Source organism: Clostridium cuniculi (assembly GCF_004353185.1).
Classification (GTDB): domain Bacteria; phylum Bacillota; class Clostridia; order Clostridiales; family Clostridiaceae; genus Clostridium; species Clostridium cuniculi.
In genome coordinates, this window is the sequence record NZ_SMUS01000004.1 from 1 (window position 1) to 25,994 (window position 25,994).

The window sequence follows — 25,994 nt, forward strand, 5'->3', positions numbered from 1 at the left end:
AAGCTGCTTCTAACATATCTCCTGATATTCTTGTATCTTTAGCAACTAATATTTTAGGTTTATGTGTTCCTTCTGTTAATACAAAAGCACCAGCTCTACCTAAAGCATAAGCTAAATCTGCAGTTAATTCTGTATTAGCGATTCCTCTAACGCCATCTGTTCCGAACATTCTTGTCATACTATTAAATCTCCTTGTTACTTTTAATTATTATTAACTTTCTATATCTTCAAATATATACTCATATAACTGTTTTACAGTTTTCTCCTTATCAAATGTTAAATAGTATATACCTTCTATCATTTTACCCTCGCAATATTCATCTCTAGGAAATCTTCCTTGTTCTAACTCTTTTACTCCTATTTTAAGCACTTCTGACCCTAAATCTATAATATCTGAATATTTTAAACTAGTTTTTAACATTGGTAAAATCTCATTAACTATATTTGTATAATTACTTATATCCATAGTTAATATTTTTTCAAATACTTTATTCAATATAGTCCTTTGTCTATTTGTCCTTACATAATCTCCACCACTTGCATATCTAATTCTCGAGTATGCAAGCGCTTGCTTTCCATTTAAATTATACTCTCCTTCATACGAAATCCCTGGTATATGACTTACCTCTTCATTAGTTATATCAATGGTAACTCCTCCTAATATATCAATTATTCTAGGTAATGTTGTAAAATTAACTGATACAAAATCTGAAATATTTAAATCAAAATTTTCATTTAAAGTTTTAATAGCTAATTGGGGACCTCCAAAAGCATAAGCATGGTTAATTTTATCGTTTCCTCTTCCAGATATATTTACATAAGAATCTCTCATAATTGACGTCAACTTTAACTTCTTATGAATAGTATCTATAGTTGCAATCATAATTGAATCCGATCTACCTGCCTCACCATCTTCAGCATCTACCCCAAACAAAGCAATATTTATAATTTTATCACTATAATTTGATAATTTATCTTCAATTTCTTCTTTTATTCCAATATCATTTTTATCTATTTCAACACTTTCTATCTTATTAAATAAGTGATTTCCATAAAAATAAACTCCTCCAACCAAAGCCAAACAAATACTAATAATCAAACCTAAAATCTTAAGTGTTCTCTTCCCTTTTCCTTTCATAATTATTACATCCTCTCTCATCTTATAAATTTCTATCTAAATATTCACCTTTTATTAAAATTATATACCTTTTATTAAAATTATATATTTTTATAACATTTCATACTCTGATTTTATCTGTAAAGGTATTTTTATTAGAAATTTAAATTCTCTTAAATCTCTATCAAGTTTTATAATAGATAACCCGTTTGCACTATTAACTATATGCTTTATACTTTCAACACCTATACCATGAAGCTTTTTATTTTTTTTAGTAGTAATTAGCCTATCGTTTTTTATATTTATTAAACCATTAAATGAGTTAACCTGATATATAATAAGTTTATTTTCTTTAACATAACTTTTAAACTTTATCCATTTTTTTTCTGACCTATTTTGTTTAACACAGGCTTCAAATGCATTGCTTGATAAATTGTTAAATATATTTAATAATTCTAATTCTGATATATTAAAGTCATTCGGTATATAACAATCCGCTTCAAAATTAATTTCATTAAATTTACACTCTTCATTTAATCGATTAAGTATAATATTTATAAGTGTATGATTTGAGAACAACTTATTATCTTTTATAACATAATGTGATATATCGTTAAATTCAAATATTATTTTTTTTGCTCTATCTATATCTTTTATTTCAATAGCATCTTGAATATTTATTAATATATTTTTAAAGTCATGGTTATATATTCTTAATAAATTTAAATATTCATCAATCTTATTATTTATCTGATTATTATATTCTACATTTAATAATTTAGTTTTATATAATACTTCTTCTTCTTTCCAATTTATTATTCTAAATACGATATAAATACTAAAATATAAACAAATATATATAACTATCTTATTAATCAAAACAATGAATATTACATTATTTATACGACTAATGTAATAGTATACATAGTTAAAATATAGTAAAATATTAGCTAAACTAAATACTATTACCACATTAGCACCTATCTTTTTTCGATTTATCAATATTTTTTTAAAATTATTTTTATAAGAACTTTGATTTGCTAATTTTATCAATATAATTGATGACATAACTTTTGATGATGATAATAAAAATAGAATTGCATCATAATTTTTAATAATATGATAGATATTTTTTCTGTATAATAATGTAATACCTAATGATATAATGTCAATATATATCATACTATATAAAACTTGATATATAAGCAGTATATATATAGTACCAAATGTCTCATCAAAAACTATTTTATAAATAATAATATATGCTAAAATAATTACTATATATATGTAAAAAAAACTAATACGATTCTTCATCATACAAATAAAAATAACAGGTATTATTATAGAAAAAAATAAATTTACTTTTTTTCTATTAAATCTAAAGTTTACTACACCTTCATAGTTTTTTATTATAGTAGCATTATATAAATAAATAGAAAAAAATACCATTATTTCTAAAATAGCTGTCTTCATAATAAAACCACCTCTAAATACTTTAAAAGCAATAATTTTGATAAAACAACTTTAATTAAATTAATAAGTATCATGTTCACTAATCACAAAAAAATAATTCTATAGTTTATTAATAAATATTCAGCTATTACTAAAGTTCAAAATATCATTTTCTTCAACTAATTTCAAATTAATTAATACTCAACTTAACTTAAAATTTATTTTATTATATTATCAAACTCATTTTCTATAAGCTCGCTTCTAAAATTCTCTAAATATTTTCTTCCAATAGGTATAACAATATTTTTTTTTAACCTGCATTCAAATCTATCAAATGTTTGTACATATTTTGAATTAACTACATATGACTTATGGCATCTAATAAAACCATATTCCTTAACCTTTTGATATATTTCCTTAAAAATACAATTTACTTTTTCTACTTCTCCAGATATCTTATGCAATAAAACTTTTTTATTTAAACTCTCCATATAAATAATCGTATCTAAGTTTATAACTTTACTATGAGGTTTAGATAAAACAACTATATTTTTATTAGAAATTTTGTAAACTTGAAAAGCAGCCTTTAAAAATATATTATCAAACCTATAATCAGCCTCATTTTTTAATATGTAATTTAAAGGTTCAACTTTAAATGAATCTAATGCAAATTCTTTGCTAGACGTCAAAAATATTATTACTCCATTATATCCAGACTTTCTAATTATTTCCGCAGTATCAATTCCATTAATATTTTTCATTATTATATCAATAATTATTATGTTAAATTTATTAGGATTTTGTTCTAATTCGAAAATCAAATCTTTCCCACTCCTAAAAATCTCTATTTTATAAGCATAATTATTTTTTTCGGATAATTCACTAATTCTATTTGAGTAATAATTTAAAACATTTATATCATCATCACATAGACAAATATTTAGCATTTTCACATCTCCTAAATATAAATTTTATTATTTTATATCAATTATTTCTATGGATCCACTTAGTATTTCTACAAAATAATATGATTCTATTATTCCTATATTTTTTATAAATTTTCTCAAAAGCAATATATTACTATACGCACTTTTTAAATATATAACTTAAATTATTTATTCAAATTTATTTTTCTATAAATACAATATGATTATCATTAATATTTAATATAATTCAAATATATATTTATCAACATTTTCTTTTAAATTATATCAATTTTCATCTTTAATCGACTTTTACACACCCGAACATCACTTTTAATATAATAAATGACTTGTTAGTAATTATTTACTACGTTTACATAATACTATATGCTATTGTTTTCTAGTAATTTTATATTCATTTAAAATCCTTCTATTTTTATTAATTCACAAAGTTGCATTGGCTTATAGAAATAATATCCTTGTCCAAACTCTATCCCTAAATCTAAAAATTTATCAAAATCTTCTTTTGATTCAATTCCTTCAATCAATAATTTTATATTCCTCTTTCTACAAATATATATAATATATTTCAAATAATCTTGTTTTTTATGAAAATTTTTAACCATACTCTTATCAATCTTAACTAAATCAACATCGTATTTTTTTATCATGTCTATTTGATTAAATCCAGCTCCTAAGTCATCTATAGAAATACTAAACCCCTTATCTTTTAGATAAGAAATATTTTGCCTCATAATTGAAACTTCTTCTATTTTGTAATTTTCAGTTATTTCAATCTCTATTTTATTAATATAACTTTCATAACTTTTAAATTTTTCATCTATAAGTCTAATAAATTTGTGACTACACAATTCCTTTGAAGATATATTGATGGATATATCTATATTACAATCCATACTTTCTAATATTTTCATATCTAAAAGTATTATATTTAGCACATCACTAGTTAACTCTATAATATCATCAATATTCCCTATAGAATTAACAACCTCCTCTGTATTTAGTATTTCTCCTGAATTTATATCTACAAATCTAACTAAAGCTTCCATACCTATGATCTCTAAGGTATTAAAATCAACTTTTGGTTGATATACTAAGTATTTCTCTAAACTTTTCACTTTATCCATTTTATTCACCTCAATAAATGTTTAAAAGTTTATAATATTTATTTTACTTATTTTCTTTAATATTCTATATATGAATAATATTCCTATATATAAATATATAACTCTTAAATTTAAATTAATTTGATATACAATTGAATTTCTATGTATATAAAATATAAAAAATGAAAAACTTATTAATATAATAACTTTTAGTTTATATATATCTATTTTTTCAAATAAAATATTTCCCATAACTCCTATAAATAAATATATCAAAATCATTATATATAGTGCTATTATAGACAAGTTGCTATATACTTCGGCCCATACATTTGATCCCATTCCATATTCAATATCTTCAAACAACTCCTTTTGCATTTGTTCATTAAATGTACTATATTTAGTTTTTTCTATTAATGGTATTAAATTTTTTATAGAAACTAGTGTGTTTTCTTTAATTTTATAATTTTTAGATATTACTTCATTTAATATGCATTGAGTTGTAAAAGGTTCTATTGATACAATACTATCCGTATAGGTTTCTATGTTTGTAATCCTAGCAATAAATTCATCAATATCACCTCTCTGAATAGGTCCAATTAACTTTTTATAGAATACTAGTGGAGCTATTATTAATAATATTATCACTATTATTTTTTTATAATAGATAATCCCTCTATTACATTTTTTTATTAATATATATGTAGTCAGAACTATTACTAAAATTACAAATATAGTTCTATCCCCTAAATATAAATCAAAAATTGCTCCTAATATAGAGAGAAACACTCCCAATTTATTATTTGAAACAATACTAACTCCACCTAGAATTAAAATCATATTGCTCCAAATTTTATATATTCCAATCATATTTGATAAATCTCTTATTTTTCCAATCATGAAACGTCCCTGAATCATATAAAATAAAATACTTATAATACAAAATAGATATATACAAAATTTATCAAATCCTTTATCCATTGGGCTATAATATACCTTTTGTTTAATTTTCACTCTTATGTATTTATCATATAAATAAGTTACTATTAAAATACATAAAAATAATATAATAGCTATATTATATGTTTCGCTATTAATACTAATATATTTAACTACACCTTTTTCCTTTATTGTTACAAATCCACACAAAAACGGTAAAAAATAGAATAACGTTGCAAAAAACATTAAAGATAAAAAATCAAAATATAATCTCTTTTTAATAAATAAGTACATAGAATATATAACTATAATATAAATCACTACTTTTTCCATAAACTTACCCTTTTTCTAGCTATATTAAATACATATGCTGCTAATAAGCATGCTCCAAATACTAATAAAATATTTTTTTGTCTTGTTATCTGGTTTACAACAGATCCCCTATGTAGAAAAAATATCCAATTTGTGGATAATATATATATATATGGCGTATATATACTATTTTTTAATTTTAATATAAGTATGTTTAATATAAATATATTTAAAGAGTATATAAATGACATTATTAAAATTCCTAAGAAGCCATAGTTTGCATATACTTCAGCCCATATATTTTCTGCCATTTTATATCTAGTTATTTTAGGAAATAAATCAGGTTGAAAATTATCATTAAACGTACTTCTATCTTTATCAAAATAACTAGTTATTGTATTTTCTTTGACTTTATAATTTTTTTGAATAACTTCTTCTAAAATAGTTTGTGTTACGAATGGCTCAGATACAATTATTGAATCTACATATGTATCTACATTAACAATTCGTCTATTTAGTTCTGACCAGTCTTTTTTTTGTATAGGCTCTATGATTCTCTCAAAGACTAAGAATGAAGTACATATAAGTAATATAATAATTAAATATTTTTTATATTTATATATATGCTTCTTATCATTATTGTAAATATAAAATAAAACAAAAATCACTATGCATATTAATGAAACTGTTCTATTTGACATATACAAGTCTATGATTATACCTACGGAGGATGTTAAATATGCAATAGTATTTTTATTTATTACAGCAAATAAAAATACTATTGGTATTAAGTATCTTAAAATCTGATAAATTACCCCTATATTTTCTATATATTCTAATTTAGATTTTCCAAATACATCTTCTCCATTTACACTAATAAATAAAATTAAAATAACTATAAGTATAAATGAACATATATTTGTTATTAAAGTTATATCAGTATTTTTAATAGATTTTATTTGTGGTAATATTATTTTTTTATCACTAATTAAAGTAAAAATAAATAAAAACATAATAGTAATTAAAAATACATAATATAATGTATCACTGCATTTAACAAACTCCCTAGTTCTATCATCATATACTCTAGTAGTAAATCCAAACCATCCTGGCATAAAGTAAAATTCACAACATAAAAAAGCTAATGTAAATATATCTAATTTATTTCTGTACACAAAATAATAATAAAATAATACTAAACTGATTATTATAAAAATTATCCTCATAATTAATTTACCTAGAAATAAATCTAGTATCATCCTTTCTAAAATTTCTAATCTTTCTTAATATATATTCAAATTCCCTATTGTAAAATTTAGTAATTAGTGATATAAATAAAATGTATAGTCCTATACCTCCGAAGTCAATAGGTCTATATGAATTATAAATTGTAAAAATTAAGAAAATAATAGTAGAAATATAGAATTTATTTAACCTAAACTTTACAGGGTATAAATTTATTGATATTTTAGTTCTTAAATAAAAATATATGAAGTATGATATAGCTGTCGCTATTGCTGCTCCTTGTAAACTAAATATCTTGACTAATACTATATTTAAAATAATATTAATTAATGCACATATAATACTTATATATGTATGATACTTACTACTTTTCTTAAAATTTATACCTTGAACTGTAGTCTCAGAAATAACAGACATTAAAGGTATAAAAATTAAAAATGGAAGTAAATATACAGCTTGATAATATTCTTGTCCTAAAATTAAATGTATACAATCTTTTAATATAACTATACTACTACATACTATAAACATTAAATATATCACCATATCATTAATTCGCACAAAAAAATCTGTATTTTCAGGATTTTTCTCAAATGCCTCATTTGCTATAGGTGTCCAAAAATTCATAAAGGTAGATTGAATAATATTAACCACTCCAATTAAAGAGAATGCTATCGAGTATATTCCTACCTCTTCATGACCATTGTATGCTTTTATAATAATAGTATCACTCGATTTAAATATCCATATAAAAGCAGCTGAAAATACAAATGGTAGCCCAAATTTTATCTTATCTTTAAATTTATAATCATAATCACATTTATATAAAATAGACTTTTTTATATTATATCTATCTACATACATTAAAAATAATGTAATACATATATTGGTAGATATCATTGTAAATACTAAAGTTTTATAATCATCCTTATATATAAAATAGAATATAAATATTGCTAATATATATATAACTTTACCAACAATTTGACTATATGAATATAATTTACCCTTTTGTTGCATTCTAATTGAACAAAATCCTATCCTCATAAAAACTAATGTTATTATATTAAAAGTTATCATCAACAAAACAGATATTGATTCATAACCTAAGATAAATTTAGATATTTGATTTCTAAATAAGAATATAATTATTAAGAATATACAAAAAGATTTAAAAATATAATTTAGTATATGCTTTAAAAGATTATACTTATTTTCACTTTTTTCATAATAAAATCTCATGTAAACTTGATCCATACCCGCTAATACTATTAATGATGCTACATTACAAAATGTAATAAACAATGATACCTTCCCATATTCATTTGGAGAAAGTATATTTGTTATTATCGGTGTTGTAATTAAACTAACTATTAGTACAAAAATATTACCTATACTATACTCTAAAAACTTTTTTATCATATATATTTACCCTTCCCTTAAATTTCTAAAGTCATAAATTATTATTAAAATTAAACTAACCCATGTTGATGTATACAAGTGCAAGTTATGGTTAAACATACTCATTACTAATAATAACAATGTTAATCTAAAAGTATTAATAAACTTATACTTATATGTTATCCACACAATATACATAATTAAGCTAACTAGTATAAATGCCGGAAAAATTCCTGTTTCCGCTAAAATTAGTACTATAGTATTATGAGGTTTAAGTGGAATCGGCGCACCATACATTACAGAATAATATACAGCTCTGTCTAAACCAACTCCAAATAGTGGATTCTTTAAAAATATTCTAATTCCGCTTACTACTGCCTCTAATCTACCATTAGATCCAGCTCCATCACTTAATGACCATCTATGTAAATATAAACCTGATTTTTCTGACAATAATATTACTGATATTATTGCAATACTTAATATCAAAACTCCTTTTAATAACTCTTTTCTCTTTTTTAATATACTTTTATCAAAAAAAAGTATATTTATTAATGCAAAACTTATCATCCCCGATCTAGATAATGTAAGCAAAATACATACTCCAGTTAAATAATTTATTACGGGCAATATCTTTATATATATACTATCTTTTTGTATATATGACATTATCGATATTAAGTATAAATTTAAAAATAATGCGGTCTGGTTTGCATTACCATAAGTTCCTTTTATTCTAGGTAAAGTACTTGGATTCTTAGCTAATTCTAGAAAAAATTCTTTACCAATAGAAATTACAACTATCAGCCATAGAATAAAAAATACCCACCAAATTTCGTCGTATAAACTTTGATTACATAAATTATACATAATAACAACAATTAATACTCCGCCTATTATTATTGGAACCTCTAATGTAAAATTAAATACAGATAAGTTAGTAGTTATATGTCTATTTCCTATAGTTAAGAATGATATCCAAAATGAAATTATTCCAAATAATATCATTATTGTCTCTTTGCTTAACCTATATAATTTTAGCCTTTTATATAAAGATATATGAAGTGGAAATATAGCCATAGCCACTATTATCATAAATACAAATCTATTTATGATATATCTTCCATATAATCCTCTAAATAATATGTAGTATAATGGTAATCTTGTTAATAATCCTATTATATTCATTACTTTTCTACCTTCTCAATAATATTTAAATACTTGTTTATCATATCTTCTACACTTCTTTCTTTCTTTATATACTTCATAGAATTATTTGATAAATATGATAACTTATCTGCATCATTATATAAACTTACTATTGACTCAATTATATCTTCTATTTTGAAAGAAGTTAGTATTCCAGTTATATTGTTTTCAATTAACTCTATATTTCCATAGTTTTCAGTTGCTATAATAGGTACCCCTTTAGACATAGACTCCAATATACTATTTGATACTCCTTCATATCTTGATGTTGATATCATACACCTAGCTGTATTTATATATTGTTCAACATTTGATGTTTCATCTTTCCATTCAACATTTTTTAGGAAACTATATTTATTTTTTAACTGCTCCCTTTCACTACCATTTCCTACAATTAGTAATGGTATGTTATAACCTTTCTCCTCCAGCTGCCTCCATACTTCTAATAAAATATCTATACCCTTTATATTTTCTATTCTACTAATACATATTATATTTTCATTTTTGTGTATATCTACTTGATTACCTAAAGTAACTGAATTAGTAATATACTTAATTTTATCTATACTTTTTATTCCCAATACGCTTTTTAATTTATTCTCTAACCTATGATTGATCGCTACTACATAATTAATTTTTTTTGATAAAATTTTAAAAAACATACGTTTTATTACACTTTTTTCAATAATTTCAATTTCTCGACCAGATCCTCTAGCTATGACATTAGTTTTATAAATAAGAGAGTATAATACTGCTATAATAGTATTTGATCCATATTGAGATGAGATTATGGCCTTTTGATATGGAGATTTTAATAAATATCTAAGAGACTTAAAAATATATTTATATTTGCTTAATTTCCCCTCTCCAATATATACTGAAAATATTTTTATATTTTTCAAAATGGTTAACTCATCTTTTTTACTTTTCTTATTTCTGGTAATTATAGTAACTTCATAACCTAATTTACTTAATTTATCCGCAATCATATTAAGTTGTTTTTCTGCTCCTCCACAGGTAGAAAAATAATTAGATACTAAAATAGATACACTTTTTTTTTCTAATTTAGAATTAAACACTTTTCTTTATACTCTTCAATAGAACATATATATTTTGCTGGATTCCCAGCATATACTGTATTAGGAGGAACATTTTTAGTTACTACACTACCACATCCTACTATAGAGTTAGGGCCTATACTAATATTTGGTAGAATTATAGAATTTTTTCCTATAAATGAATTATTCATTATGGATACTGTACCTTGTTTTTTTAAGTTAGGCTTCCCCTCTAATTTTCTTATTACTCTAATACCACCATCATGAGTTAAAATATCTGCTCCTGCAATAGTAACATCATCACCAATTTCTACTAAATATCCCTCACTACCAACTCTTAATTTACCAGTTATACTAATGTTTTTACCTAATTTAACACCTTGTCTTTTTAATTTATTTAATTTTATTCTAAGATATACCTTGCTAAGTATCCTTTTTATATTCATAAATATATCTCCTACTCAACATTTTATTATTTCTACAACTTAATCTTAATTTATAAATAATAAAAATCTCATCAATGTCCTCTACTTCTTTTTCCTTTATGACCTTGATAATAATTATTCTGATAATAGTAATAGTAATAAGAATTCGAATTTAACTCAACACCATTAAAAACTACACCTATAATTTTTCCATTTGCTTGGTTTATTTTTTTACATACACTATAAACACTTCTCTTTTTTGTTTTTCTATATCTGGCTACTAAAAGAACTCCATCTATATCTTCTAATATTCCTATTGCATCTGATACTATATTAATTGGAGCTGAATCTATTATTATATACTCATAGTCTTCTCTTAATTTATTTATCATATATTTAAACTCTCTAGATGAAATTAGTTCAGATGCTGTAGGTACCTTCTTCCCCGTAGTAATCACAGATAAATTTTCACTAATTATATGCTTTACTTTTTCTATTTCACACTCACCAACTAATATATCTGTTAGCCCAGATATATTAGAGATGTTAAATTTTTTATGTTGAGATGGCTTTCTTATATCAATATCGATTAACATTACTTTTTTTTCTAAATCACTTAATTTATTCGCTAAGTTAAAACTTGTTGTACTCTTTCCATCTCCTTGCTCTGCACTAGTTACAAGAATAACTTTACTATCTTTATCTCCAGTAAAAGAATATTGTATATTAGTTCTCAATAATCTATAAGATTCATTAAATGATTCATAGTCTCTATTTACCTTGTCCTTCTTTTTAAAAATATTTTTCATTTATTCTCCCTTTTCTATATCAATTTTTGGAACAACACTTAAAATTGGTTTGGCTACCAATGATTCTAATTCTTCTTCTGTTAATATATAATCATTCCATCGTTCTACTACTAACGCAACTCCTGTAGATATAACAACTGCAAATAAAACTGCAATTATAGATGGTATTCTCTCTTCACTGTTTATTGCTACCAAAGGCTTTTGTGGTGCTTCAATTACATCCACATTAGAATTTGGAACTAAATAATTAACTTTATCTATAAATTTAGAATTAAGTAGCTCTAAAACCATTTTAGCATTATTAGGATTTGTATCATTATATGTTATTTGTAATATTTGAGTATCTTCTAATGCAGATACTTTTAAGTTTTTTTGTATTGTTTCTACACTAACATCTACTTTATCTTTAACAGCAGAATTTATCATATCTGGTGTCTTATATATATATTCATAGGATTTAACTAGACTTTGGTAAAGTAAAACATCTGAATTTTGATATGATTTCCCTTCACTTTTAGCCTCTTCTTTCCCTATAAATATCGTAGTTTTAGATTGGTACATTAGTTCTCTACTAGCAAATTTATTAACTCCAAATACACAAGACATTACAATACAAATCAGGATCAATATCATTTTCCATCTTTTTCTTATACAATAAATTATTTCTATCTTATCAATAAATTTATCAACTACTACTTCTTTTTCCATATCATATTATTCATCCTCATAAAATTTATCTTTTTCTGTATATAAATTTACAGTAATATCTTCATCATCTATAATCACTTCTGACCCAAACTTATCACAACTTTCTGGAACTGATTCAATTAACCCATATATATCAAAATCTTCTGGATTAAACTTCTCTAAATTATATGATTTTATAGATTTTCCAATCCCTCCTACAAAAAAACTATTTTCTCCAGATATAACCTCATTCGAATATTCTTTTCCATTTTCTTTTACATATTTCTCAATCTTTCTTTCTATTACCTCTTTTATATCTGCTTTATCATTATCTACTTTACTATTATCTGCTTTATCATTATCTACTTTACTATTATCTGCTTTATCATTATCTACTTTACTATTATCTGCTTTATCATTATCTACCACTGAACTTACTACTTCCTTTATATTGGCTTTTTCTATAACATTTTTTTTCAATAAAACAGTGCCTATAATAATTATAGCTATAAATCCTATCATAACTATAAGCATCTTACTTTTTTTCACCTCCATAAATTATGCCTCCTCTCTTAATATAGCTTACAAAACTCTTCTGATACTCTCTGTATAGAAAAATTTTCTTCAATGCGTAACTTTGCTCTTTCGCTATAATACTTTCTTTCTTTTTCATCTAAATTAAGTGCATACATAATTGCCTCACTTAATTTTAATGGATTATCTCTTTCAACTAATACTCCACAATCATTTAATATATATTCATTATCACCAACATCTGTGGCTATACAAAATAATTTGCTCAACATTGCTTCCCCTAAAGCATTGGAAAATCCCTCTATATCTGAATGTAGTACAAATACATCTCCCATAGATAAAACTTTAGGTATGTCACCTCTTGGACCTATTATCCTTATATATTTCTCAATCCCATAATAAGATATTAAATTTAATAGCTCTTCATTTTCTAATAAACCTGCTCCAACTAAAATACAAATAAAATCCTCTCTTTTTGTACTTAATATAGCAATTGCTTTTATTAAATTGGGATAGTTTTTTGCCTTATTCCATCTTCCTATACTAATCAAAACCTTCTTATTTTGATTTATACATAGACTTTGTTTCAGTTTGGCTCCATCATCTAAGTTGTTTTCAAAATACGTTATATCAAATCCATTTGGTATAACTTTTAGGTTCTTATATCCTATACTTTCATGATAGACCTTAGATACATTAGAACAACATACAACTTCATCTACATACCTAGATAATATTGCATTTATTCTTGCAATTATTATTGTACTTCTTCTGTCTTTACCCTTTTCTAATACTCCATGTCGTATACCCCATATTATTTTTTTCTTTAAAAATATTTTTGCAATTACAAATCCAAATAAATCAGCATGATACATCCAAGATTGAATAACTTCAGCAGATTTACAAATTTGTTTCGCTTTCTTTATTGATTTAATGGCATATTTTAGATTATTTATATTTAAAGCTATAACCTCTATATTTTTCTCTTCTAGCCTTTTTCCAATAATACCTTTATCTCTCAAAGATATCACAGTTATATCATATAAATTAGAATCCATATTAGTTACTAATTTATATAACATATTTTCTGCTCCTCCATTCCCTAATCCTGTTATAATATGTACTACTTTTTTCATAAATAGTTACTCTCATCTTATCCGCAATTTGACCATTTATATGTCTTTATGATATATGCTAATTCCTGTTTTAAATCGTAATCATACTTATATTCTTTACATATTTTCGATAAAGACTCTATACATTGATTTATATATGACATATCTACATATTCACAAGATTCTATAAATATTTTATTATGGGTAGTATATCTAACTTTATCTTTATTTAATATTAATTCTTCATATAATTTTTCCCCTGGTCTCAAACCTATTTCTTCTATATATATATCTATATGTGGTTTTAAACCATACTCTTGAATCATTTTTTCAGCTAAATTTTTTATCTTAATTGGCTCTCCCATATCTAAAATAAATACTTCTCCGCCATTTGCCATCGCTGCAGCATGTAAAACTAAGTTAACTGCTTCTGGAATTAACATAAAATATCTAGTAATATCTTTATGGGTTAGCGTAACTGGCCCTCCAGATTCTATTTGTTTTTTAAATATAGGAATTACTGAACCATTGCTACCTAAAACATTACCAAATCTGACAGCACTGAAATCTGTATTTGATTCATTATTAAAAGCTGTAATTATCATTTCACAAAATCTTTTACTAGCTCCCATTATATTTGTCGGATTAACTGCTTTATCTGTTGAAATTAATATAAACTTTTCTACATTAAATTCATTTGATAAGCTTGCTACATTCAAAGTTCCAAAAATATTGTTCTTGATCGCTTCAGCTGGAGACTTTTCCATTAATGGTACATGCTTATAGGCAGCTGCATGAAACACTATATCAGGATTATATAAGTTAAATATTCTCTTTAATCTTGACCTATCTAATACTGACATTATTATCACTTCTACTTCATTAATTTTATCCTTAAATTTATTATTAAGTTCATTCTTTAATTCATATGTGCTGTTTTCATACATATCTAATATGATTAATTTTTTAGGTTTCATCTCCATAACTTGTCTACATATTTCCGAACCAATGCTTCCTCCTCCACCAGTTACTAAAATAGTTTTATTGTTTACTATTTCTTCTATCTTTTCACTTTTTTTATCAAAAACAGGTCTATTTAGCAATTTGGATAAGTCAATATCTTTTTTACCATACATCTTAGCTGTATTTTTTAAAATTATATCAACTGTTGGCATAATCTTCACTGCTACCTTTTTTTCTTTACAAACTTGTATTATATCGAATTTTTTATCATCTGATAGATTCGATATCGCTACCAATACTAAATCTACACTTATATTCTTTAATATTGATTTTATATTATTTATTCCACCTATAACTTTTACCCCATTTATATAAGCATTTTCAAGTTGTACACTATCATCTATAATTCCAACTATTTCATAATAATTATTTTCTTTAAATTCATTTATAATAAAGTTTCCATAGCTTCCTGCTCCTATTAATAAAACTTTTCTAACCATTTTACACCTCCATCAGTTTGAAATTTATAAATTTGCTTTATACCAATCTATAGTTAACTTAATACCATCTTCAAAACTATACTTAGGATCATAGTTTAAATACTTTTTAGAGTTACTTATATTAGCATTAGAATGCTTTATATCGCCTTTCCTTTCATCTCCATATATAGGTGTAATATCTTTTTTTAGAGTTTCTGCTAAGGTTTTATGCATCTCATTTAATGATATTTGACCTCCAAATGCTATATTAAAAGATTTTCCTGAAGCCTCTTTTGGTGCTAAGCACGCTCTTAAATTTGCCTGTACTGCATTATCTATATACGTAAAATCTCTTGAATGAGATCCATCGCCATTTATAGTTGGTCTTTCATTATTTATTAATAATTTTATAAATTTAGGTATAACAGCTGAGTAATATGAGTCTGGATCTTGTCTTTTCCCAAAAACATTAAAGTATCTCATTCCTATTGTTTCTAAGCCATATAAATCAAAAAAGTTCTGAGCATATAGTTCATTAGTCTTTTTAGTTATAGCATAAGGAGATAATAATTTTCCTTCTCTTCCCTCAACTTTTGGTAATGTTGGTTCATCTCCATATATAGATGATGATGATGCATATACAAATTTTTTGCATTTATTATCTCTTGCTGCAACTAACATATTTAATGTTCCTTTTATATTTATCTCTTCATAAATTATAGGCATCTCTATTGATCTAGGTACTGATCCCCATGCTGCTTGATGTAATACATAATCAATTCCTCTACAAGCCTCCTGACAAGTTTCTAAATTTCTTATATCGCCTTCTATTAACTCAAATTTATCATTTTCTAAGAAAGCCTCTATATTTTCCCTTTTACCAATAGAAAAATTATCTAAAACCCTAACGAAATATCCCATATCCAAAATAGTTTCAACCAAATTAGAGCCTATAAAACCAGCTCCACCTGTCACTAAAAATTTACTTCCCTTTTCAAATTTCATCATTAAATTCTCCATAATTATAATCTCCAGTATAAAAAATTATTCTTTTCTACTATTCTTCTATCATACATTCCCTTTATATCAAATAAAATTACGCCTTCATTATGTGAATTTATACACATATACTTTAAGTCATCTAACTTTAAATTTTCATATTCTTTGTGTGCTACTGAAACTACTACTGCATCTAAGCCAATTAAATCTTCTTCTTTACTTAATTGTATTCCATACTCTAGCATTACTTCTTCTCTATTAGCTAAAGGATCTGAAACTATAACGTCTATTTCATACTCTTTCAACTCATTTATTATATCTATAACTTTAGAATTTCTTACATCCGGACAGTTCTCTTTAAATGTTATCCCTAAAATTCCAACCTTACTTCCTTTAACCTGTTTATTAGCTTTTATAAGATACTTAACTATATTTTCAGCAATATATTTTCCCATATTATCATTTATTCGTCTTCCAGATAAAATTACTTCTGATCGATAACCTAACTCCTCTGCCTTATATGTTAGGTAATATGGATCCACCCCTATACAATGTCCTCCAACCAATCCAGGTTCAAATTTCAAGAAATTCCATTTAGTTCCAGCAGCTTGTAAAACTTCCTTTGTATCAATTCCCATCTTATTAAATATAATCGATAATTCATTTACAAAGGCAATATTTATATCTCTTTGAGAATTTTCTATTACCTTTGACGCTTCTGCTACCTTTATACTAGATGCTCTATAAACACCTGCCTCTATTACTAATTCATATGTTTTAGCTATAATATCTAATGTTTCTTCATCCATACCTGATACAACTTTTACTATAGTCTCTAATCTATGTTTCTTATCTCCCGGATTTATTCTCTCTGGAGAATATCCTACCTTAAAGTCTCTTCCACACTTTAGTCCTGATACTTTTTCCAATATAGGAACACAAATATCTTCTGTTACACCTGGATATACAGTAGATTCATATACAACAATCGATCCTTTTTTTAAATTCCTAGCCAATATTTCACTAGCCCCTATCATAGGTCTTAAATCAGGAGTTTTATCATCCTTTGTAGGAGTTGGTACAGCTACTATATGAAACTTTGCCTCTTTTAACCTTTCCTCATTATAAGTTATTTCAGCTGTTGTATTTTTTAAGGCATCATTACCAACCTCATTAGTTACATCAATTCCTTTGTTATAAAACTCTACTTTTTCCTTATTTAAATCGAATCCTATTACATTTACATTTTTAGCAAAAGATATTGCTAATGGCATACCTACATATCCTAATCCAATTACAGATATTTTTTCATTTTTATTTTTTATATCTTCGAATAACGTTTTATACATTTATGACAATCCTTTCTCTTCTAATAAGTTTTTGAATACATTTATTTGCTTTTCCACAACAACTTCTTCATTATATAAACATAAAGCCCGTTCTCTAGACTTCTGTTTCATACTTTCTAGTAACTTCTTATCATTTGATAAAATATCTATTTTTTTAGCTATCTCATTTGGTGATTTTAAATTAACTAGAAATCCTGTATTACCATCTAATACTTCTTCTCTTGATCCTCGAATATTTGTAGCTATAACTGCACACTCCATAGCCATAGCTTCTATAATAGATCTTGGCATACCTTCTCTATATGAAGGAAGACAAAATATATCTGTTATACTCAAAATTTCTTCAACATTTGATATCCTACCAACAAATTTTATATTTTCATTATTTTCATATTTATCTATTTCATAGTTAATATGTATATCTCTATCACCTTGAAATTTATCTCCAACTATAATAAACTTCACTTTATTTTTTATATACTCATATGATTTTAATAAATCCAAGATGCCCTTTTCTTCAACTAGTCTTCCTACAAATGTAACTACTATATCCTCTTTAGATATATTTAACTTCTCATATAATTCCTGCTTAATATGTTGATTTATATTACTAGGATTAAATCTCACACTAACGTCTACACCATTGCCAATAGCCATCATTTGATTCTGTTTTTTAAATTTACAATCATTAGCAATTTCAAGATCTTCCATACTCTGTGTAAATATATAGTCAGTAAAATTTCTTCCCATAAACTTCTCAATATTTAAAAATAAACTATATTTTAAATTAGACATATTTTCATGAAAGTAAAATCCGTGAGCTGTATAAATTATAATCGGAACTTTTGCTAACTTTGCTGCAATCCTACCTAATACTGCTGCTACAGGAGTGTGTACATGAACTATTTCTGGTTTTTCTTTTTTAAAAAACTTATACATTTCATATATAGACCTTATATTACTTGTTATTTTTATTTTTCTATCTATATTTATATTTTTTAATTTCACACCAGTATCAAAAATATTTTTTTCTAATTTACCTTTTGAACATATACCTATCACTTCATAATTATCTTTGACTAATCTTTCATTTAATCTCTTTAATAATTTATCCATAGTCTCATCAATGGCAGAAACTTGTACTACTTTTATACATTTTTTCATATTTAAAACCTATCGATGGCTTCTTTAATTATTTTTACTACACGCTGGATATCTTTATTTTCCATTTTAGTATCAGAAGGTAAACATATACCTCTTTCATATAAATCTTGTGCGACACTTTTACTAGCTTCAACTGTTATAAAGTCATATTTTTCAAATACAGGTTGTAGATGCATTGGTTTCCACACATGCCTTGATTCTATATTGTTTTTTTCCAATAATGTTATTATATCTATAGGTCTTATATTGCTTTCTTTGTTTAGTAAAGCTACAGATAACCAATAATTAGGCTCACCATTTTTAGATATATTCATCATTTCTAACTCTTTTATATCTTTAAGTGCTCCTTTATAGCTCTCAAATATTAACTTCTTTTTCCCTATTCTTTTATCTAGTACTTTCATTTGTCCTATACCTATTCCTGCAATCACATTACTAAGTCTATAATTAAAACCTACTACTTCATGTTCATAGTATCTTTTATTTTCCCTTGCTTGTGTAGATAAAAACAATGCTCGATTTGTATATTCCCCATTATTTGAAACAAGCATTCCTCCACCAGAAGTAGTAATTATTTTATTTCCGTTAAATGAAAATATAGCTATATCTCCAAATGATCCTGTTTGTTTCCCTTTATATATAGCCCCTAATGATTCTGCTGCATCTTCTATTATAGGAGTATTGTATTTTTCACATATACTTGTTAATTTTTCATAATCTGCACTTTGGCCATATAGATTAACTATAATAACCGCTTTTGGTAATTTTCCTATTTTTTCGTACTTTTTAAAAGCTTTCTCTAAAGCAAGTGGACACATATTCCAAGTAGAATATTCCGAGTCTATAAATACAGGGGTTGCATCCTGATATATTACTGGATTTACTGTTGCTGCAAATGTCAGTGATTGACAAAATACTATATCTCCTTTACTTACTCCTAAACACTTTAAAGCTAAATGTATAGCTGCAGTTCCACTAGAGACAGCTGTTGAATTAGTTACTCCAACATAGTCACACACTACTTTCTCAAAAAGTTCTACATTAGGCCCTAATGGAGCTATCCAGTTGCTTTTGAAAGCTTCGTGTACATACTTTAACTCTTCGCCTCCCATATGAGGACTTGATAAATATATCCTTTTATTCATTTTCCACTCTCGCTTATATATTTTTAAATCTTACTACATTAAGCAATTCAGTCATATATAGTGTAAACAGTTACATATTTTGTTTATTCATTATAGATCTTGCAGGACAACCTACTACTATATTATTTATTTCTACACTACTTATAACAGTACTTCCTGCACCTATAATTGAATTTTTATTTATAACTTTACAAGGTATTATTACTGAATTTGCTCCAATATGGACATTATCATGTACTATGTTGCCTCCACAAATAACACTACCAGGAGATACATGACAATAATTCCCTATAATGCAATCATGTTCAACTATGGATCTAGTATTTATTATCACATGACTACCGATTTTAGAATCTGCATTTATGATACTTCCATCTAAAACAACGCTACCAAATCCTATCGTACTACTAGGACTAATTGATGCGTTTTTATGTATAATAGTTGCATATTTTAGATTTGGAAAGCTATTGCTTATACACTTTCGTATATTGTTATCTCCTATAGCTATAACAAACCATGTATTTTCATTATCATATACCCCTACATTCCTTATTTTATCTAAAACATTATAACCTCTATATCCTTTACCATATTTATCATCGTCTAAATATCCTTTAATTCTAAATTCATCTATCTGTTCTATAGCATCTACTATTACTTTTGAATGACCCCCACAACCAATAATAATGATATCTTTTTTCATATATCACTACTACCACCTTTCAACATATAAAGAATAACTCTAAATATTATTTGTTAATTTTTCAATTTCCTTTTATCTTATCTTTTTTAACATTAAAATAACTATGTATAAAATAGTTATGATAATTACAAATAAGAAATACTTGTTTAAATAGTTAGAAAGCACTTCAATTTTATATTTCCATTTCATACTAATTCTATAAGTTTATTTCCACAGATTGCCTTCAAATTTTTCCATACTCACTGATTTTCCATCTGTTATTCCTTCTCTTTTTAAAGTAATCAATATAGTATCTTTTAATATACAAATATCTTTTAAAAAACTTACACTGTCTACATATTCTACATCTAGTTTAAATCTTTCTTCCCATGTCAATAAATTTCTACCTTTTACTTGAGCCAACCCAGTTATTCCTGGGTAAACTTCATGTCTTCTGAATTCTTCATCAGAATATAAATCAATGTACTCAACTAATAAAGGTCTAGGACCTACCAAACTCATATCACCTTTTAATACATTTATTAACTCTGGTAATTCATCTAAGCTTGTACTTCTTAAAAACTTCCCTAATTTTGTAATTCTTTTTGAATCATCTAATAAAACTCCAAATTCATCAATTTCATTAGTCATACTTCTAAATTTAATCATATTGAATACTTTACCATTTTTTCCAACTCTTTCTTGAACGAAAAATACAGGGCATCCTATAAATAAATATATAGATATAGCTATTACTAATAATATTGGAAATAAAAATATTAATCCTAATATTGATATGGTTATATCTATTATTCGTTTAAAAATATTTCTATAAATCATCAACCCTCCTCTCTGAAAATAAACAATAGTTTATTTTATTAAGTATATAATTATTTTTTTATATTTTATTCTTATAATTATATTATACTTTTGTTGCTATAACTTTTTCATATTTACAAATTATTTAATTAATCCCCCTTTCTATATTATTTATACTATATTTAATCTTATATCGATATTTTTCTTACTTAACTGCACTTTTATATGCACAAACAACAACTATACTTCTATAGCTGTAATATATATTTTTATATATTCTTCAAAAACATAAGAGTTCTTATCTATTGAACATTTTATTTAATCCTACCAACGATATTATGTCTCATAATATTTCAGAATAAAGTTTTAAAATATAAATTAAGATAATCTACATCTAGGCATACAACTATTAGAATCAATTGCCCAAAGAATCACTTTTTACTATATTTAAAATAAGATTCCCAAAGAATGAAATAGATAAATTATCAAAGAATAAATATATTCTTAAAGTAAGTGATAAAGCAATAACATATACTAATGAATTTAAGATGCATTTTATAGCTGAATACAGTAAAGGAAAGACTTCAAGAATTATTTTTGAAGAAGCTGGATTTGATGTTGATATTCTTGGAATATGAAGTATAGATTGCCCAGAGGCTAGATGGAGAACAGTATATAAAGATAGTGGGGTATTAGGCTTAGACGATACTAGAAGAAATAACGGTGGGCATCAGCGTAAAATCACTAAAGATGAAATAATAACAAAACAAATTGCTGAAATTGAGCATTTAAAGGCCGAGGTCGAATTGCTAAAAAGATTAGAGCTACACGAAGGGTAGGTAAAAAATATAAATTAGTAGCAGCACAATCATTTATCTTAATATAATCTATACTTAAGAAACTATCTTTAAATAATTTAATTAGAAGGCTGTGTAATGTATCAGGAGTTTCACATTCTGATTATTATAATTATTTGAATTCTAAAAATAATCGTAAAAAACGCGAAAAACAAGATGAGGTAATTAAAGAAAACCTAATCCATATAAACGTATAGCGAAGCCTACAAAGGAGCCATACTGTAGTTCCAAACTTACTTAACAGGAATTTTAAACAAGATATATAAGGTAAAGTATTACTTACTATATTACATATTTGCTATATTCAAATTATAATATGGTCTATTTGTCAACCATAAAAGATACATCAACAAATGTGAAATATTAGCCTATAATTTATCAGATAGAATAACTTTAGATCTTGCTACAAATACAATACATAAATTAATAACAAATCCTAATATAAAACTTGCTAAAGATGCTTTTATTCATTCCGATCAAGGTAGCCACTATACAACTCCGACATTTCAAAAACTTTTGAAATCTAAAAAACTTCCACAATCTATGTCCAGATGCGGAAATTGTTAGGATAATGCATCACAAGAATCATTTTTTAGATATACCAAAGATGAAATTAACTATAAATCATGCTCGAGCTTAGAAGAATTGCAATTAATTATAGATGATTACATTAATTATTATAACAATGAGCGTTTTCAATAGAACTTAAAAAAGCTGACTCCTGTTAAATACAGAAATCAGCTTTTATCTTCTTAACTCTCTTTTTTAAAATATCCTTGACATAGTTACCACTTTAAAATCATCTAAAAAAAACACTATTTCTTTAAACTGTAATTTACAAAGAACATAATTTAATATCTTATATCTTTTTTTGTAATTTTATTACTTTTTTGTTACTATAGCTTTTCCATCTTTAGAACTCATTTCAAATATTTCATTACTATCTTTATCAGTTATTGATACATCAGCTTGACTTGAATCTAGTTTTATATTCATAGAATTACCTAGATATTCCACTTTTAACTCTAATGATATTTCTTCACCTTGATTTAAATTCACTTCTTTTAATTTACTTACTGATAAATTAGTTTTAAAACCATTATTATTTCCATTATTATTTATCTTTGTAGCTAATTGCTCAAATACAACTTCATCTTCTTTTTTACCTACTATAGTATATTTTACATTTGAGTCTATCTTATCCATTCCTGTTATAAATACATCTCCAGTTACTGAAAATTGTCTTATCCCTGTAGCTTTATCCGTTGTAACTTTTACACTAGATAAATTACTTGAACTATCAGATAACTTTTCAATTGTTAAATTCACTGTACCTTCAGCTCCTACTGACAATTTATATACTTTATCATTATTCATACCTGTTTTAAACTCTTGTACTGTTCCATTCGTTAATACATCACTAGTTTGAATATTTGAACCTACAAGTCTTAATTCGAATGATTTTGCATTTTCTAATTCATCATATGGTATTGTAACTTTGTACTTACCTTCTCTGTACATACCTCTAACTTCTACATTTTTATTAGTTCCATCTTCTTTTACATATTCTCCATTAGAATCCTTTAATAACATTGATACTTTAGCATTATTAAAACCATCAGAACTTCCATTATTTGTAAGTGTTCCCTCTACTACCATTCCCGTTGAATTCCAATATATATTAGATACTCCTTGATTAAATAAATCACTATTTATATCATTCTTATTCAATTGCACAACATTGTCAGTATTTTTAGATACTGATACAGCTATACACTTATTATCAGATATATTAAATGAACTTGTTAAATAATCAGCACCAGATTTAAGTTCTATATACGTAGGCTTTTGCCCTTTCACAACTCTTTTTACATATAACTTTGTATCTACCCCTGTATCTAATTTAGCTAACTCACTAAACTCTATACTTGTTTTTATTTGAGAGTAATCTCCATTTAAAACTGTTGATTTAACTTCAAATTTTGGAGTTTCTGATTCATCACTTGCAGTTGTAATATAATAAGTTGCCGCTTCATTAGGATTAGCACCCTCTAACTTGGTAAATAATCTCAGTCCTAAACCTGCTGTAGACAACATTATTCCACCCTTTTCCTCATTTAATTCTGCTTTTAATTGTTCTTTTTCACCTTCTACAATGTTATGTATTACAGTTCCATAGAAATCAAAACCGTCATTTTTATTAAAAGAATACTCTACTTTGTCAGAGTTACCTATATTATTAAATATCACTTTTCCATTTTCGTAAGAATATGAATTGCTTGACTCAGGCGCTATAAGATTTCCATATCTATCCTTTACTATATTCTCAACTTCTAATGATTCAGTACCCTCATTCTTACATAAATCCACTCCCTCTATAGTTTGCCTATCTACAAGAATTATTCCTCCTTTTATTCCATTCAATGGACTTACATCACTTATTTTATTACGGCTTAGAAACAATCTAGTTACTTCTGTATATCCAGCCAATGGACTTATATCACTTATGTTATTACCCTCTAAAAATAATTCATTTACTTTTAATCCAGATAATGGAGTTAAGTCACTTATATTATTATCTCTCACCATTATATACTGTAAATTTGTTGCATATTCTAATCCAACTAATGATTCTATACCATAGTTGTTAGCCTGAAACCTAACAACTGATTGCATATCTGATAAAGTTAATTCCCTTTCCCTATCAACATATCCTAATGCTTTATTTAAACTTCTTCGTAAATTAATATCTGGCACATTCACTATCGCTCTACCATCTACTACTTTTTCACTATCTTCAGTTTTATAATTCTCTGTTACTTTTTCTTTATTTTCTAACTCTTGTTTTTCATCTTTAGAATTCCCTACCTCAGACTTATTTGTATCTTCGGCTTCTACTTCTTGATTATTTTGTACTTGTTCATTCCCCACATTTGTTTTTTCAATTTCATCTGCAAATGTAATCCTCGCAGGAAGTAATGTTTGTGCTGATATTATCCCTGCCAAAACAAATGTGCTTACCTTCTTCTTGTTCATAAACTAACATCCTCTCCCATATATTAATATTTTTAAATAGTATAGTTCTTTCCCTATAAATATAATATATTTCATCAAAAATATTTTTTTTTTTTCTAAACACCACTCTTAAATTACTAAACATCAGTTTTTTTATATTTATGTAACA

At 25.3% G+C, this 25,994-nt stretch carries 23 protein-coding genes and 2 pseudogenes; 2 read left to right on the forward strand and 23 right to left on the reverse strand.

Features of this window, described 5'->3' with window-relative positions; genetic code table 11:
• The 22 genes and pseudogenes from EJJ37_RS02295 to EJJ37_RS02400 all read right to left on the reverse strand — a co-directional run.
• Positions 1-178 (reverse strand): annotated as a pseudogene (locus EJJ37_RS02295) (phosphoglucosamine mutase); the annotation flags it as partial.
• 33 nt (positions 179-211) lie between these two features.
• A complete protein-coding gene (locus EJJ37_RS02300; protein WP_133013985.1) occupies positions 212-1,138 on the reverse strand; it encodes an LCP family protein in 927 nt (308 codons plus the stop codon).
• Positions 1,139-1,228: 90 nt separating this feature from the next.
• Positions 1,229-2,590 (reverse strand): GHKL domain-containing protein, encoded by a 1,362-nt coding sequence (locus tag EJJ37_RS02305; RefSeq protein ID WP_133013986.1) that lies wholly within the window; start codon positions 2,588-2,590, stop codon positions 1,229-1,231.
• Positions 2,591-2,787: 197 nt separating this feature from the next.
• Complete coding sequence (locus EJJ37_RS02310) at positions 2,788-3,516, reverse strand: LytR/AlgR family response regulator transcription factor (protein ID WP_133013987.1); 729 nt, start codon at positions 3,514-3,516, stop codon at positions 2,788-2,790.
• Between the two features lie 395 nt (positions 3,517-3,911).
• Positions 3,912-4,640, reverse strand: a complete 729-nt coding sequence (locus EJJ37_RS02315) for an EAL domain-containing protein (RefSeq protein ID WP_133013988.1) — start codon at positions 4,638-4,640, stop codon at positions 3,912-3,914.
• Positions 4,641-4,661: 21 nt separating this feature from the next.
• On the reverse strand, positions 4,662-5,891 hold the full coding sequence (locus EJJ37_RS02320) for a hypothetical protein (RefSeq protein ID WP_133013989.1): 1,230 nt from the start codon (positions 5,889-5,891) through the stop codon (positions 4,662-4,664).
• On the reverse strand, positions 5,879-7,096 hold the full coding sequence (locus tag EJJ37_RS02325; RefSeq protein WP_133013990.1) for a hypothetical protein: 1,218 nt from the start codon (positions 7,094-7,096) through the stop codon (positions 5,879-5,881). Before EJJ37_RS02325 ends, EJJ37_RS02320 begins: the two co-directional genes overlap by 13 nt.
• A 7-nt stretch (positions 7,097-7,103) precedes the next feature.
• Positions 7,104-8,537 (reverse strand): lipopolysaccharide biosynthesis protein, encoded by a 1,434-nt coding sequence (locus EJJ37_RS02330; protein ID WP_133013991.1) that lies wholly within the window; start codon positions 8,535-8,537, stop codon positions 7,104-7,106.
• A 6-nt stretch (positions 8,538-8,543) separates the two neighbouring features.
• Positions 8,544-9,704: an O-antigen ligase family protein gene (locus EJJ37_RS02335; RefSeq protein WP_133013992.1), complete on the reverse strand. Its 1,161-nt coding sequence runs from the start codon at positions 9,702-9,704 to the stop codon at positions 8,544-8,546.
• Positions 9,704-10,804 (reverse strand): glycosyltransferase family 4 protein, encoded by a 1,101-nt coding sequence (locus tag EJJ37_RS02340; RefSeq protein ID WP_133013993.1) that lies wholly within the window; start codon positions 10,802-10,804, stop codon positions 9,704-9,706. The genes EJJ37_RS02335 and EJJ37_RS02340 overlap by 1 nt, the downstream gene beginning before the upstream one ends.
• Positions 10,786-11,229: an acyltransferase gene (locus tag EJJ37_RS02345; protein WP_133013994.1), complete on the reverse strand. Its 444-nt coding sequence runs from the start codon at positions 11,227-11,229 to the stop codon at positions 10,786-10,788. The genes EJJ37_RS02340 and EJJ37_RS02345 overlap by 19 nt, the downstream gene beginning before the upstream one ends.
• 71 nt (positions 11,230-11,300) lie before the next feature.
• Positions 11,301-12,017, reverse strand: a complete 717-nt coding sequence (locus EJJ37_RS02350) for a CpsD/CapB family tyrosine-protein kinase (RefSeq protein ID WP_133013995.1) — start codon at positions 12,015-12,017, stop codon at positions 11,301-11,303.
• Entirely contained in the window at positions 12,018-12,725 is a 708-nt protein-coding gene (locus EJJ37_RS02355; protein WP_133013996.1) for a YveK family protein, read from the reverse strand.
• Between the two features lie 6 nt (positions 12,726-12,731).
• Positions 12,732-13,259, reverse strand: coding sequence for a hypothetical protein (locus tag EJJ37_RS02360; RefSeq protein WP_133013997.1), 528 nt, complete (start codon positions 13,257-13,259; stop codon positions 12,732-12,734).
• Positions 13,260-13,276: 17 nt separating this feature from the next.
• Complete coding sequence (locus tag EJJ37_RS02365) at positions 13,277-14,374, reverse strand: glycosyltransferase (RefSeq protein ID WP_133013998.1); 1,098 nt, start codon at positions 14,372-14,374, stop codon at positions 13,277-13,279.
• A gap of 17 nt (positions 14,375-14,391) precedes the next feature.
• A complete protein-coding gene (locus EJJ37_RS02370) occupies positions 14,392-15,816 on the reverse strand; it encodes a polysaccharide biosynthesis protein (protein ID WP_133013999.1) in 1,425 nt (474 codons plus the stop codon).
• A gap of 24 nt (positions 15,817-15,840) precedes the next feature.
• Entirely contained in the window at positions 15,841-16,815 is a 975-nt protein-coding gene (locus EJJ37_RS02375) for an SDR family oxidoreductase (RefSeq protein ID WP_133014000.1), read from the reverse strand.
• A 2-nt stretch (positions 16,816-16,817) separates the two neighbouring features.
• Positions 16,818-18,143 (reverse strand): nucleotide sugar dehydrogenase, encoded by a 1,326-nt coding sequence (locus EJJ37_RS02380; protein WP_133014001.1) that lies wholly within the window; start codon positions 18,141-18,143, stop codon positions 16,818-16,820.
• Entirely contained in the window at positions 18,144-19,307 is a 1,164-nt protein-coding gene (locus tag EJJ37_RS02385; protein ID WP_204596851.1) for a glycosyltransferase family 4 protein, read from the reverse strand.
• A gap of 2 nt (positions 19,308-19,309) precedes the next feature.
• Complete coding sequence (locus EJJ37_RS02390; RefSeq protein WP_133014002.1) at positions 19,310-20,452, reverse strand: DegT/DnrJ/EryC1/StrS family aminotransferase; 1,143 nt, start codon at positions 20,450-20,452, stop codon at positions 19,310-19,312.
• 70 nt (positions 20,453-20,522) lie between these two features.
• Positions 20,523-21,155 carry an acetyltransferase gene (locus tag EJJ37_RS02395; protein WP_133014003.1) on the reverse strand — a complete coding sequence of 211 codons (633 nt, stop codon included), beginning with the start codon at positions 21,153-21,155 and terminating at the stop codon, positions 20,523-20,525.
• 204 nt (positions 21,156-21,359) lie between these two features.
• Positions 21,360-21,974 carry a sugar transferase gene (locus tag EJJ37_RS02400; RefSeq protein ID WP_166484642.1) on the reverse strand — a complete coding sequence of 205 codons (615 nt, stop codon included), beginning with the start codon at positions 21,972-21,974 and terminating at the stop codon, positions 21,360-21,362.
• A gap of 398 nt (positions 21,975-22,372) precedes the next feature.
• Here EJJ37_RS02400 and EJJ37_RS21175 point away from each other — a divergent pair, with 398 nt between their 5' ends.
• Complete coding sequence (locus tag EJJ37_RS21175; RefSeq protein WP_420808511.1) at positions 22,373-22,591, forward strand: HTH domain-containing protein; 219 nt, start codon at positions 22,373-22,375, stop codon at positions 22,589-22,591.
• Between the two features lie 388 nt (positions 22,592-22,979).
• Positions 22,980-23,512: pseudogene (locus tag EJJ37_RS21275) on the forward strand (IS3 family transposase); the annotation flags it as partial.
• A 180-nt stretch (positions 23,513-23,692) separates the two neighbouring features.
• On the opposite strand, the gene EJJ37_RS02410 reads toward EJJ37_RS21275, so the two are convergent.
• The gene (locus tag EJJ37_RS02410) at positions 23,693-25,846 is read right to left on the reverse strand and encodes a leucine-rich repeat domain-containing protein (protein ID WP_133014004.1); all 2,154 of its coding nucleotides are present in this window, start codon (positions 25,844-25,846) and stop codon (positions 23,693-23,695) included.
• Positions 25,847-25,994 lie beyond the last annotated feature (148 nt).